Below are 13,428 nucleotides of genomic sequence, written 5' to 3' on the forward strand. Positions count from 1 at the left end.
TTATGGTGTCCCTTATAAAATATATGCATACTATAATGATCTCTTTATTTTTCTCAACTTCTCTTTTTGCTGATACAGGTGAAGGTGTTTCGGATGTTGGCACTTTGAACTCTAAAACACCAACAACTATTGTAATAATACATGGCTTGGAATTAACAGGCGGTTTTGGAACGGATTTACTTGAAGAACAAAAATGGGTTCTGACTATGGCTGATGCAATAGCCAACAGGTTAGGTGGAGCCGTAATATACCGTATTAGGAATGGACAGGTTGTTGGAGAAAAAAGATTGGGCACTGAAAAAGAAAAAATTGTTCTTATGAATTGGATAGAAGCGTCAAATAAAGATATTCATGGCTTTTCTGAAGCGGCTTCAGATGTGATAGTTAGTAAACTTTTTGAAGGATCACAAAACAATTTATGGTCATTGGATAATTTGCATTTTATAGGACATAGCAGGGGATCAATTGTATCAAGTGAAGTGATTCAAAGACTTCATATGTATTCGGAACTACCTGAAACTAATAACTTACATATTGATCCTAATATTCAATTTACAATGCTGGACGCGCATCCGTGGGACAATGATTTTTTTGATTATATAGGTGATCCATTAACCGCACATGATAAACATGTAAATGAAATGAATATTTCGCAAGATGGGGTAATAGTTTGGAAAAATATCAGGTTCTCTGATAATTATTTCCATCAAAACACTGGAATTGATATAGATCTAAATGGATTACCTTCAATTCCTGGAAATATGTTTAATAAGAATTTATCTCATAGTGAAGGATATGAAAATATGAATCATGGTGGTATACATGCCTGGTATCATGGTACAATAAATAAAAATGATACTACTGACGGAACGGGTAATAATGAACAAATAAATATTCCAGAAATTTGGTATCCAAACTCAGAACGTGACAACTTGGGCTACAATTTTTCCAAAAGTATTAATAATGCAAATGAAATAATATCTGACACAGAGTATTCTTGGTATGATGACAAAACTTTAAATCCCTGGGATATTTTTAATGGTTCGTTTGAAAAATCAACGAAATATGGCCGAGATAATTATATTATTTTACCTCAGTTTGCTGGCTTAGTCCTTGTAATCAATTCTTTATTATGGGATCAACAAAAATATATCCCCGGATGGCGTTATCATTTAGGTGAAGAAAGTTCAGAAGGATACGTGAGTTCAGATATTTTTAGTTCTGACTATCATTTAATTCTTGACAATAATAATAAAAGAATAGTTCATAACTTTTTTTATATACCAGAGAACCAAAGTAAAATATTTTTTAAATTAAAAATCATAAAACCAAACCCTGCTTATAAACTTCAAGTAGAATTAAAAGATGAATCAAATAACACATTTGAATCAAAAATATACTCCCTTAATTATGAAGACAATTTTACAACAATGAGTATTCCTTTAAATAGTAGTATTGGTAAGACTCGAAAATTGGTATTTGAACTTGATGGTGAATCAGAAGATTATGTAAAGGTGGCTATAGATGATGTTTCATTTGAATCAATTGAAAAGTACAACATTTCTATATTCAGTTCACCAACAATTCCATTAACTAATAATAATGCATTAAAAAAGGACAATGAAAAAAGAATACTATTTTCAATTTTGGATAATTTAGGCAGAGTAACTGGTATTATAAATGATACAACAGTTGTTACTGAAATACCCGAGAGTGAAGTGATTACATTTGTGGATACGCTTGGTAATTATAACGAGAGATATCTAATTAATCTGCCACGGTCATCATATGATCAGGTATATAATTTTGAAATGAATTCAAATAACTTTGAAGGAAATATTAATATTGGTGTAAACGACATAAGAGATAAAAACTCCAAATCAATAGGGTTTGATTCATTGCAATTTAATAGCAAGACAAGAACTACAATGGTTCTTGATTCAATAAATGAAAGCACAATATTAAATATTGATTTCGATGGAAACGGTTCTATTGATGATACATTAACATCAGATAATTACAATTATTTCTATGACATTATTAGCAGTAGTTCGGGTTATGGTTTTATTAGTCCGTATGACACCGTCAAAATTAGTCATGGCGATTCAATTAAATTTAAGATTATCCCCGACACTGGGTCAGTTATTAAAAATGTATGGGTTGATGATGATTCTATCGGTCCTTTAAATGAGTATAAGTTTGTCAATGTTAATAAAGATCACTCCATTTTTGCGGAATTTGAAATAGCTACAGGGATTGAATCTAAAAATAAATACCCAGCATCTTACTTTCTGGCTCAAAACTACCCCAACCCTTTTAATCCTTCTACGGAGATATCCTTTGGTTTAAAAAAGGCATCATTTGTAAATTTGGAAGTATATAACCTTTTGGGCAAAAAAGTTGCTACTTTACTTGAAGAAAAAAAACAATCAGGTTTGCATTCAGTTTCATTTGATGGTTCAAATTTAAGTACAGGCGTTTACTACTACCGTATCCAGGCAGGAAATTTTACTGCTACCAAAAAAATGTTGCTGGTTAAATAAAAGCCTCTTTATTTTTTGAAGAATAAATTTAGTTTATAGTAATAACTACTTTAAGTAAAAAATTTCGATTTATAATTTCTACAGTACTTACTGAACAGTTTCTGTCCACAAATAAATAACTATTTATCTATATACTACAGCTAACCGTTATTGTTAAATGCGTTAACGCCTGCAATATTTCTCTAAAACAGATATTAACCAACTATAGGAGGATACGTATGTCCATAAAGTATAAAGTGGTTCCACGGAAGAACCCGCTTAAACCGGCAGATCCACCACGCTATTACGCACAAGCCGTTATTGGTGAAAAGAAAAGTTTAAACGATTTGGCTACACGCATTGCTAAATCCACATTGGCCAGCAAAACAGATGTACATGCTGTTTTATTAGCTTTAACCGATGAAATTGTAGGTTATTTGCAGGAAGGCCATGCGGTAGACCTGGGTGAACTGTGTACATTTTACCCGTCGTTAAAAAGCGCTTCGGCAGATACGGCAGACACATTTAATGCCGTTTCACAAATCACATCAAAAAAAGTAAATGTAAAAACACGTTCCGGAATGTCTAACATACTTACTGAAACCCCGGTAATGAAAATTAGCAGCAATTAAAAGCCATGGTTACTTCCCCTTAAAATGCCCTGTTTTACAGGGTATTTTTTTTTGTTAAAAATGAAAGTTGTTAAATATTATCCCCGGAAGAACTTGCTTAAACCTGTAGATCCATCGCGTTATTAGCACAGGCCGTTATATTATTCAAATAATTTTTGTATTCAATCTTTTTTTTATATCTTGCCTGTAAATATCAATCAATGAAAATCGAGTGAAAAAAGTATGCCAAACACAAAAGAAAAGATGTCCAAAATTATTCAGTCACAACCAGATGATGCTTCCTATGAAGAGATCATGAAAGAACTTGCTTTTGAGTTAATGGTAAATCGCGGCATGGACGGTGCAAGAAATGGGAACACTATCTCAAATGAAGAAATGAAAAACAAAATTAATTCATGGCAAAAATAAGATGGACAAATGAAGCTGTAAATTGGCTTAACGAAATTTATAATTATATTTCTCAGGAAAATCCAAATGCAGCTCACAAAGTTGTAAATGGCATTTATAATAAAGCCCAGGTTCTACGAGAGTTTCCCAAAGTAGGCCATTAAATAAACCTTATATATTCATGTGAGCGGCTCCGGCTGACTCTTAACTCAAGTGTGCTCTTCCTAACTCCCTGTCTTCAAAGATTCTATCCACCAATTTCACTAATTTGCACTAAGCTCTTTAAAACCTTTCTTTATTTCGTGTCAATCCGTGTAATCTGTGGCTTTGTTTTTCAATAGGTTTTTAAAATTTTGTACACAGATATCACTAATTTGCACTAAGCTTTATAAAATATTTCTCTTTTTCGTGTTAATTTGTGTAATCTGTGGATTATGTTTTTTAATAGGTCTTTATAGATTTGGTCCACGGATTTCACAGATTTGCACTAACTTTTTAAAAACCTTTCCCTTTTTTCGTGTCAATCCGTGTAATCTGTGGATTACGTTTTTTAATAGGTCTTTATAGATTTAGTCCACGAATTTCGCTTATTTGCACTAAGCTTTTTAAAACCTTTTCCTTTTTTTGTGTCAATCTGTAATCTGTGGCCTTCCCTTTTTTAATAAGTTGCTAAAAGAATTTTTCCACGAATTTCACAGATTTGCACTAAGCTTTTTAAATATTTCTCTTTTTTGTGTTAATCTGTGAATCTGTGGCTTTCCTTTTTTTAATAAGTTGCTAAAGATTTTTCCACGGATTTCACTAATTTGCACTGAGCTTTTTTAAACCCTTCCCTTTTTTCGTGTCAATCCGTGTAATCTGAGATTATGGTTTATAATAGGTTTTTATAGATTTGGTCCACCAATTTCACAAATTTGCACTAAGCTTTTCAATTTCGGTTAACCATTCTTCCGTCTCACCAAACCATTTTTTTATATGCGGCTTATTAAACCACTTTTCCAATAAAGGAATATCTGTTTTATTTACAAAATGAAAAGTAATATTCATAGCAATATTTTTACCTTAGCAAGTAACTTGCGCACTGTAAACGCCTTTTTTTAATCAGTAATTCCTCTGTTATTCTCCTGATGGTTGTTTAGAATTAATAAAAAAATTATTGACAAACTGCAACTCATCTGTATATATTGCGTATAGACAGTATAAACAACAAAGAAAATCTATTATTTTATGATTTTGAACTTAAGCGATTTATCAAACGAATCTCTGCAAAGCCAAATAATAAGTCAAATTAGGGCAATGATTTTAGCCGGAGAACTTATGACAGGAGACGGACTCCCTTCAATACGCCAGTTGGCACGAGAACATAAAATTAGTGTTATTACCGTGCAAAGGGCTTATGAAAACCTGATTCAGCAAAACTTAATCCATTCAAGACGGGGGAAAGGATATTTTGTGACAAACCTGGCTAACAACAAAAAGAAAAATATGGCCTTTAAACATTTGGAAGAGAATCTGCAACGGCCTTTGGAAGCAGCTCTGAATGAAGGTCTTGAAAAAAGTGAAATTAAAACTACTATATTAAAAATACTAGAGGGTATAAAAAATGAAAAATAATAAACAATGTGCAATTCATATTTTATTCATCTTTTGTTTAGCTGCCCTGGGGATGACAATGCTTTTAATTGACAACACAAGCATAAATAAAATGGGTTACCTTACTCTTGGTGCTGGATTCATATATGGTTGGTATTTATGGATTATGACCATGAAATCCTTAAGGGATCAACAAAATTAAAATGATAAACTTGAAAGGACAATAAAATGAAAGCTTTTGAAATATCAAATCTTCAAAAAAACTATCCCGATTTTGAATTAGGCCCGTTAAACCTTGATCTTGAACCCGGTACAGTTCTGGGTTATATAGGCCCTAATGGATCGGGTAAATCAACCACTTTGCATTGCATGGTTGGGCTTGTTAAACACGAAAGTGGTGATATAAAAATATTTGGCCGTCCAAACAACCCCAACAAACCCGCCTGGAAATTTGATATCGGCTATGTGGGCGATGTGCATGTCTTTTATGAAAACTGGAGTGCAGCCAAAAATCTAAAATTCTTAAAACAGTTTTATCCCGCCTGGTCAGATAAACTGGTAGAGGATCTGGTAAAAAGATTTGAACTTCCATTGGACAAAAAGGCAAAAGAGCTTTCCAGTGGAAACAGGGTAAAATTATCCCTTGTATCAGCTTTGGCCCATCAACCCAAACTACTGCTTTTAGATGAGCCTACAGCTGGTCTTGATCCTGTTGTTCGCACCGAAGTTCTGGATACATTATTTGAAGTTTTAGAAGATGGCGAACGATCCATTTTTTATTCCACACACATACTAACAGATATAAGCCGCCTCGCCGATGAACTCGCCTTTTTACACGATGGCAAGATTATGCAAAGAACAGCAAAAGAAGATTTAACAGAAAATTGGCGCAAAATATCTTTTCGTTTTGAACATACAAATGGAAAAATCAATGGAGTAAAGTCTCATCAGGCAGAGGGAAAAAACCACCAGGTAATAAGCAGTGATTATAAAGAAACTCTGGCTCACCTGGCAAAGCTGGGTGTAGAAAACATAATCGAAAACCGTTTAAGTATTGATGAAATAGCTGTTGAAATATTAAAAGGGGCCAAAGATGCTACAGCTCCTAAAAGCTGAGTTTCAATATTACAAATCAAGCAGCATCTTTTACCTTGCTGTATTCCTGATAGTAGATTTTGCTTTTATTGGCTGGGGATCTGATGTGATAGAAAAAAGCTATCCTGGAATAAGGGCTGCGATGGTTCTTATAATGTTTGGTTTATTGTTGATGCGCCAAATTAAAATCCAGCAGGAAAAAACAGACCGATTTTATATGATTTTGCCAATCAGTTTAAATCGTATTTCACTTTTACGGATTATGTTTTTGACTGTTTTCTGGATAATACTTTTTTCTCTTTTTTGGATTAACAATTTAATATTTTCATTTAATTATTTGATCGGTTTTCTTTTTTGGGATTTAATCTCACTAAGCGGCATAGTGTTCGCAGCAATTTCTATCCCACTGCTTCACCGGGATTTAAATATTACTTTTCAAGGAAAGAATCAAAAACTGATAATCGGCTCTATATATGGGCTAATAATTGTATTGGGATATATTTTTTTAATGCTGTTTTTCATTGTTTCAGACTCAACAGAAGCACTTAATGGCTTTGTTCAATTTAGAAGAATAGCCCATATTATGACATCGGCTGGAGTTGGCCCTTTGCTTATTTTATCAGCAGGATCGGCCCTGCTCTATTTAAGTATGGTCATTTTTCAAAAACGTAAAACTTATCTTGACTAAGGTTAAAAAATGTGGTCTCTAATAAAATCAGAAATTAGTTATCTCAAAACGTTATTGTTTGTTTTAATGGGGCTTGTCCCAATTATAATTTATTTAGGATCTGCTTTTGATGACATTGGGAATATGCCGGTTTTGGCCGTAATGTTTATTCTAATCCAAAACTGGGGAGCAATGCGTACTAAAGAACGCCGCGAGTTCAGGTTTTATTTGCTCCCTCTTTCAGTTGTAAAAATCGGTATTGCCCGCCTGATAATACTATTTACTTATGGAATAATTATTTTGTCAGAATATGAATTACTCAATCGTCTTTTTTCGGTACAAACGCTTTCTTATAAAATCCCATCGTTAATCCTTTTTGCAATTATTATTTTCGGGTTTTCAATTTACTTTATTATGCGTGATCTGTTTCTCTATTCATTCCGCCGAATTGGGCTTACTGCCCAAAGAATAATTACTGCTTTGGTTATTGCAATGGTGGCAATTAATATGCTGGGGATATACATGTTAATTCAATCAAGACAAAGTGATTCTGTAGGAATGATAGGTTCGATAATTGACACACTTATACAATTCAATCCGTTTAGCGGCCAATACGGAGCCTTAAACTTTATTATTACATCTATCCTTTTAGCCCTATTAACGCTTGTCAGCTATCCAAAGCGCCAGGCTTATTTTGAGTAATTTGAGAGAATTTAATATGATAAATTTATTAAAATCAGAATTTTTATATTTCAGGTATTTAAAAGTGGCCATTGGCCCGGTTGGCGGATTAATTGCTTATTATTTAATATTTGTTGGCCAGGAACGAACAAATGCAATAATTGCCATTTTGTTTTTTATTCTTCTTATGTCCTTTTATGGTCCCTGGAAAATTGAAAAACGCGTCAGGAAATTAGCCCTTCTACCTTTACCCAAATCTGACGTTGCAAAAATGCGCATCTTAGTTATCCTAATTCCATTAACAATACTTTACATATTTCTATCTCTCACAATTTCAATCCCAGTAGATGTGCAAACCTGGGAAAAAAGTTATGCTGAATTACTGTTCCTGTTTGGGTTATCGCTTATTGGCGCAAGTATAGTATTTATAATGAACGACATATTATCAGACTTTAAACAAGATGAAAAATTAATTCTCAATATCCTGATATCAATTTTAGCTGTGGTCATGATTATTATGATCTCAGCCATTTGTGTAAATGTGTTTAATGGCAATCTCATTGCCGGCTATATAGTAACCGGATTATTGGTCGCAACTTCTCTCATATTGCTTTATAAAACAATGAGCATTTTCGAATCACGTTCTTTATACCTGGAGTAAATTAAATGTGGAAATTCTTAAAATCTGAATATGAATACTATAAGTTGATTATAAATTTCACACTTGCTCTTGTTTCAATACTATTCATTGTGATTCTTGGCTTTGGGTGGGAAAGCGCAGAAAAAGAAATACCTGGCGTTTCATCGGTAATGATTGGTGTTTCAATTCTTATTATCTCAATACGTTCGGTAAAATCAGCAAAAGAAAAGAATGAAAGGTTTTTTTCGCTATTACCATTAAGCCGTTGGAAATTGGGTTTAGCCCGATTGCTGTTCATTAATGGTTTTTGGGGAATTATGTTTAGCAGTTTTGTAATAATACTCTTAATTTTTCATGCCGGTGAAATACGTTTATATTTATTTTGGTATTTCTTGTCTCTTAGCAGCCTTATATTCATTTTTAATCAGGCACCATTTTTTCATAAAGATCTTACTTCCATTTTTACCGGGAAATATGCAAAATGGCTTATAACATTTGCTTATCTACTGCTTTTCTTTACAGTTTATTTTTTATTCATTGGAACCCGTGCTTTTTCAAGATACTTTTCCATACCGGAACTCGAGATTTTTTCCGGGCATATTCATCAGCTAAGCCCAACCCCATTTGGAACGTTAACATTTGTCAGTATTTCAATTCTGCTATCACTCTTAGGCTTGTTGTTATACCAAAAACGAAAATTTTATTTAGAATAGGTTATATATGTGGTCCATAATAAAATCTGAAATACAATATCAAAATAGTAAAATTATATTAATTTTATCTCTTGCTCTGCCCTTTATAATTTTCCTGAATTATCGTTATAATGGCGTCAGTAGTTTTTGGGCAATTTGGCTTACATTTATGCTGGTTCAAAACTGGATTTCACTCCGGCATAAAGATAAAAGAGATTATTTAATTAATTGTTTACCCATTTCTCGCCAAAAAATTGGCTGGTCGCGATTGCTAATAGTTTTTATTTATACGATAGCAGTTACTTTAATTTTTAGTTTTATCTATATTATAAGTATTCAAATAAGACCCGATTTCACATTCTCAATATTAATGCCCATAGCTATAAGTCTGCTTGGATTCTCTTTTTACTTTATTTTACGTGATACACTTCTTAACTTTTTTAGAAAAAAAGGGATTACCCAGCAAAAGCTTATAGTTAGCCTTACAATAGCAGGAATTAGCTTAAACCTGATTACAGTTTATGTATTTATTAAAACAACAACCGAAGGAGCAGCTCCATTTGGGATAGGATCTTTTTTTCAATGGATTGAAAACCATAACCCTTTTTTTTACCAGGAAAGCGTATATATCACTTTAATTTTAGCGGGTGTTATATCTTTGTTTACCACAATCAGTTACAATTATAAGAAAGCATTTAAAGAATAATTTTGAAAGGAAGCCATAATGAGCGATTTAGCAGCAGGCATTCCAATTGGAATGAGTATTGGGATTGGAGCAGGAATTGCCATCGGAAAAAAATCCGGTCAAAAGGAAGTTGGAGAAAAAATCAAACAGCTTTCCACAAATCATGAAATCCGTGTAAAAAAACCGGATGGCAATTATATGTCTTTAGAAGAATTTATTAATGAAATAGCAATTTTTGATGTAAGTGAAAATGAAAAGAAGAAAATGAATATTATGATTTTAGTTGGTGTAATTATTTTGCTGATTGGTATACTAACTTTTTTTCTTGTTAATTAATTTATCATCATTAAAGGAGGCCATATGGACAACCTAATTAATATTTTTACGACGCCTGCCAAAGCGTTTGAGAGCCTAAATGAGAAACCAACCTGGCTTGTTCCACTGCTAATTGTAATAGTATTTGCCGTTGGATCTCAATATATCTTGGTCGATATAAGTTTAGAATATCAGTTAAAAACAACAGAAGCACGCCCAGATATGACTGATGAACAATTCGAGATTGTAAAAGAACAAATGTCCGGAGGAATGAAGTATATTGGGATAATTGTTACACCAATCTTAGCACCGATTATTTGGATTATTTTAGCCCTGGTTTTGTGGCTTTTTTCAAAAATAACAATATCTGAAGGGATAGACTTTAAAAAGTCTTTCTCCATTGTTGCATGGAGTTCGCTGGTTACACTAATCAGCCTGATTTTAATAACGTTTTTAATTTATTCAAAAGGTACACCGCATGGAGTTGCTTTAGATTTATCGGCTTTAGTGGAAACCCCGCCCATTGGTGAGCCAAAATCAGTCTTATATTTTTTCCTTAGTAAGATTGATCCATTTATTTTGTGGCAAATGTTTTTATGGGCCCTTGGATTAAGTGTAATGGGTAAAGTTGATCTTAAAAAAGGTATAATTCCTGTGGCTATTATATGGGGATTGTGGGTTTTAATTAGTGTTACTTTTGGCAGTTTTCTTAGCAATATGGGCTTGATGTAATTTTTAAACGGCTGTCTTTCTTATTACGAAAGGCAGCCGCTTTTAAGAATCCCATTATAAACCAGGTCAAAAACATTGTGTTTTTGGCTGGATAAAAAATCCTGCCGTTTATATTCTTTTGACCTATCCTGTGGTAACCTCTCCTTTTACATAATCAAACTCTGATCCCATCATACTGTGTGGAATAATAAAGATTGCTATAGTTATAAGTGCGGCAGCAATAAATAAAAATCGCCTCTCTTTTTTCCAGTTTCCAATAACTGCAATAACCCAGGCAACAACGGCTATCAAAGTTTTGTTATCGGTAAGGTCCCAACCAAAAGGAATTCCGGCCCAATATTCATTAAAGGCAAATTTTTGTACAATTGGCCCCATAATCATTCCGCCAATTATTAAGAACGCAAGCGTCAAAATACCATAAAATTTTTGCTTATTATTTTTTACGATTGCCAGTAATCCGGTTAAGTTGGAAAACCACATCCCGGCAAACATAAAAACTATATGAATGATTAGCACAACTGAAGGAACAGCACCTTTAAATCTAATTATTACAGGTTCTTCTTTCTGTAAGGGAACGTAGTTTTCACCCTCATAAAATTCTAAATAATATTGCAATTTTCCTGCTGCCGGTTGAGTCGGTAGTTCTGCCTGCAAGAGATTGCCATTACGTGTTAGTTCTTTTTTCTGATACTCATCATTTGTTGGAAATCTGCGAAAGACAACTTCCGCGCTTACTGAAGTATCGGGGATTTCAAATTCAACAAGAAAAGGTTCACCTATTTCATGGCTGCGTGTCAGTTTAAAATCGTAACTTTTATCTGCGATTGTTGTTGTTACTTTTTTTGCATAAGTAGGCCCGGTCATTCGCTGATAAACAGATGTTAACAGCACAAGTGCCAAAGAAAAAATAAAATATTTAGTAATCTTCATTTAACTGCCCTTATTTATTTTTTTGTAATTTTTTCATTATAGGGTTACGCCCAATTTTAATATAAATCCAATCGATAACACCCGATAATGTTATCAAGACAAAAAAGAATGACCCAAGTGGAACAAGTAAAATATAAAAAGCTCCAATTGTGTCTTTAAAAAAGCGTCCATTATGAATTTCAAAAAGCCAGTTCCACAAAGGCATTGAGTAATTTTCACGTATCGTTGCAGACATTTTAAACCTGCCATCACCTTCTGCCTGGTTAAGGGGTAATAACCCTTGCTCATGGGTTGTTATAAATTTTTCCAACTGTGGTGTAGAGAAAAAACCGGTTACCATAAGTTCTGCCGGCTTTATTGAAGAAATTGTCTTTGGATCTTTTCCTTCAATCAAATCTACAGATTTATCCGTTTCTTTGTCCCAGCGAAATAATCCATTAAAAGAACCTGTTAAAATACCGGTACTGTCAATCGGTTCAAAAACAGTTGTACCCATAACAAAAACCGGCACATTCATTTCTTTGTTTTCAAATGTTGAGTTAAGGTCTGCTGCCCCAACCCAAAACCCATCGGTGGCCTCAACAATCAATTGATCTTTGTCAGAATCGTATAAAGCATTTTTGATTTTCTCGTCCCACGGATTATCAGAAATTGTTCCGGGATACCAGCTTATTGGAATGCTTCCTTCTGCAATTACAGCCAGCATTGGAGGACGCATAAAAAAACCTGTAACGCCCATTATAAAAAGAATGACAGCACTCCAAATCCCTAATTTTAGATGATATTTAAAAAACCATTTAAATGCCTTTTTTACAATTGGTACATTAACAATCACTCCCTTTTTATCTCGTTTTCTTTTCCAGGGATAGTACCAACTGTAAAAGGCGGAAATTGATAAAAAGAACAATATTATTCCAACAATATCGAAAAGTAGTTTCCCTGGTAATCCCCAAATTTCACCAGAATGTAGATGAAAAAAAAGCCTGATCAGCGAGACTGTGTTTTCAGCTTCTTTGTCACGTTTCAACTTAACTTTTTGAAACTGAAGTTCTCTGGCTGGAAAGCTTGCTTTATAAGCTTCAGATTCAGTGAAAACCAAAAGTTCATTTTTCGCAGAAACGATTTTCTTTATTTCAGGGTTAAGCCCGTCAAGTTTTAGATTTCGCCATTTTTCATTTTCAAAATTGCATACATATAACCCATGATGAGTCCCCGCAAAAATAAGAGTTGAATCACCTTCCCAAACAAAAATGTCCCTGGTTTTTCTATACAACGCCTCAGCAGGTAAACCATCGGACATGGAAACAAACGAAAACCCTCCATCTGTTGTTTTCCATACGCCAAGTTTACCACAACCAATTGCAATATTGGAATCGCTTTCTAAAAACTGCAGCTCGGTTAAGGAGCTACGGTTCCAATTTTTTACTTTATACTGTTTTGGAGTTAAAAATTGTGGTACTGTCAAATCTGCAATTAATTCCGGATGATTTAACAAAACACCTGATAAACTCATCCACATTAAAAACAAAACCAGAAGCAAACCAATATATTTATGAAGCCATTTCGATATTTTATAAATATTTCTCATTCCATTCCAAAATTAAAAAAACACCCGCTATAAAACTATAACGGGTGTTATGTAAAAAGACTTTCTAACTTTAATGCTCTGCTGCATCCATGTTTTCCGCACCAGGCAATTTACCTTCCAGTGATGAAGGATTGTGAATTAAATTTGGCATGTGTTGTGGACAAATCCACATGCTGTTTCCCTGGTATACTAATGAAATAAGTGGAATTTCATGTTCATCCCGATCACAAAACAGGCACGCTTTTTTAATTTCAGTTTCCATACTATAT

Annotated in this window: 18 protein-coding genes; 14 read left to right on the top strand and 4 right to left on the bottom strand. The window is 33.6% G+C overall.

Annotated features, from left to right (window positions below; translation table 11 throughout):
* The first annotated feature begins 35 nt into the window (after positions 1-35).
* The 4 genes from HND50_04100 (at position 36) to HND50_04115 (ending at position 3,705) form a co-directional block, all read left to right on the top strand.
* Positions 36-2,543 (top strand): T9SS type A sorting domain-containing protein, encoded by a 2,508-nt coding sequence (locus HND50_04100; protein NOG44385.1) that lies wholly within the window; start codon positions 36-38, stop codon positions 2,541-2,543.
* Between the two features lie 218 nt (positions 2,544-2,761).
* Complete coding sequence (locus tag HND50_04105) at positions 2,762-3,154, top strand: DNA-binding protein (GenBank protein ID NOG44386.1); 393 nt, start codon at positions 2,762-2,764, stop codon at positions 3,152-3,154.
* Positions 3,155-3,376: 222 nt separating this feature from the next.
* Positions 3,377-3,562, top strand: coding sequence for a hypothetical protein (locus tag HND50_04110; GenBank protein NOG44387.1), 186 nt, complete (start codon positions 3,377-3,379; stop codon positions 3,560-3,562).
* A complete protein-coding gene (locus tag HND50_04115) occupies positions 3,550-3,705 on the top strand; it encodes a type II toxin-antitoxin system RelE/ParE family toxin (protein ID NOG44388.1) in 156 nt (51 codons plus the stop codon). The genes HND50_04110 and HND50_04115 overlap by 13 nt, the downstream gene beginning before the upstream one ends.
* 742 nt (positions 3,706-4,447) lie before the next feature.
* On the opposite strand, the gene HND50_04120 is transcribed toward HND50_04115, so the two are convergent.
* Positions 4,448-4,588 carry a hypothetical protein gene (locus tag HND50_04120; GenBank protein NOG44389.1) on the bottom strand — a complete coding sequence of 47 codons (141 nt, stop codon included), beginning with the start codon at positions 4,586-4,588 and terminating at the stop codon, positions 4,448-4,450.
* Between the two features lie 180 nt (positions 4,589-4,768).
* Between HND50_04120 and HND50_04125 the strand changes: the two genes are divergently transcribed.
* From HND50_04125 to HND50_04170, 10 genes are read left to right on the top strand one after another with little or no spacing between them, the layout of a single operon-like run.
* The gene (locus HND50_04125; protein ID NOG44390.1) at positions 4,769-5,155 is read left to right on the top strand and encodes a GntR family transcriptional regulator; all 387 of its coding nucleotides are present in this window, start codon (positions 4,769-4,771) and stop codon (positions 5,153-5,155) included.
* Entirely contained in the window at positions 5,145-5,336 is a 192-nt protein-coding gene (locus HND50_04130; protein NOG44391.1) for a hypothetical protein, read from the top strand. Before HND50_04125 ends, HND50_04130 begins: the two co-directional genes overlap by 11 nt.
* Before the next feature lie 26 nt (positions 5,337-5,362).
* Complete coding sequence (locus tag HND50_04135) at positions 5,363-6,250, top strand: ABC transporter ATP-binding protein (GenBank protein ID NOG44392.1); 888 nt, start codon at positions 5,363-5,365, stop codon at positions 6,248-6,250.
* A complete protein-coding gene (locus tag HND50_04140) occupies positions 6,228-6,917 on the top strand; it encodes a hypothetical protein (protein ID NOG44393.1) in 690 nt (229 codons plus the stop codon). Before HND50_04135 ends, HND50_04140 begins: the two co-directional genes overlap by 23 nt.
* Before the next feature lie 9 nt (positions 6,918-6,926).
* Complete coding sequence (locus HND50_04145) at positions 6,927-7,598, top strand: hypothetical protein (protein NOG44394.1); 672 nt, start codon at positions 6,927-6,929, stop codon at positions 7,596-7,598.
* A 16-nt stretch (positions 7,599-7,614) separates the two neighbouring features.
* Entirely contained in the window at positions 7,615-8,238 is a 624-nt protein-coding gene (locus HND50_04150; GenBank protein NOG44395.1) for a hypothetical protein, read from the top strand.
* A gap of 5 nt (positions 8,239-8,243) precedes the next feature.
* Positions 8,244-8,930 carry a hypothetical protein gene (locus HND50_04155; GenBank protein NOG44396.1) on the top strand — a complete coding sequence of 229 codons (687 nt, stop codon included), beginning with the start codon at positions 8,244-8,246 and terminating at the stop codon, positions 8,928-8,930.
* Between the two features lie 7 nt (positions 8,931-8,937).
* Positions 8,938-9,615 carry a hypothetical protein gene (locus HND50_04160; GenBank protein NOG44397.1) on the top strand — a complete coding sequence of 226 codons (678 nt, stop codon included), beginning with the start codon at positions 8,938-8,940 and terminating at the stop codon, positions 9,613-9,615.
* A gap of 18 nt (positions 9,616-9,633) precedes the next feature.
* Positions 9,634-9,930 (top strand): hypothetical protein, encoded by a 297-nt coding sequence (locus HND50_04165; protein NOG44398.1) that lies wholly within the window; start codon positions 9,634-9,636, stop codon positions 9,928-9,930.
* Between the two features lie 24 nt (positions 9,931-9,954).
* Complete coding sequence (locus HND50_04170; protein ID NOG44399.1) at positions 9,955-10,641, top strand: YIP1 family protein; 687 nt, start codon at positions 9,955-9,957, stop codon at positions 10,639-10,641.
* A 123-nt stretch (positions 10,642-10,764) separates the two neighbouring features.
* Here the strand turns inward: HND50_04170 and HND50_04175 are convergent, their stop codons facing one another.
* The 3 genes from HND50_04175 to HND50_04185 all read right to left on the bottom strand — a co-directional run bounded on the left by HND50_04175 (position 10,765) and on the right by HND50_04185 (position 13,421).
* Positions 10,765-11,571 carry a hypothetical protein gene (locus HND50_04175; GenBank protein ID NOG44400.1) on the bottom strand — a complete coding sequence of 269 codons (807 nt, stop codon included), beginning with the start codon at positions 11,569-11,571 and terminating at the stop codon, positions 10,765-10,767.
* A 10-nt stretch (positions 11,572-11,581) separates the two neighbouring features.
* Complete coding sequence (locus HND50_04180) at positions 11,582-13,159, bottom strand: PepSY domain-containing protein (protein ID NOG44401.1); 1,578 nt, start codon at positions 13,157-13,159, stop codon at positions 11,582-11,584.
* Between the two features lie 70 nt (positions 13,160-13,229).
* Positions 13,230-13,421: a hypothetical protein gene (locus tag HND50_04185; protein NOG44402.1), complete on the bottom strand. Its 192-nt coding sequence runs from the start codon at positions 13,419-13,421 to the stop codon at positions 13,230-13,232.
* Positions 13,422-13,428 lie beyond the last annotated feature (7 nt).

The sequence above is a fragment of the Calditrichota bacterium genome, assembly GCA_013112635.1.
Classification (GTDB): domain Bacteria; phylum Calditrichota; class Calditrichia; order Calditrichales; family J004; genus JABFGF01.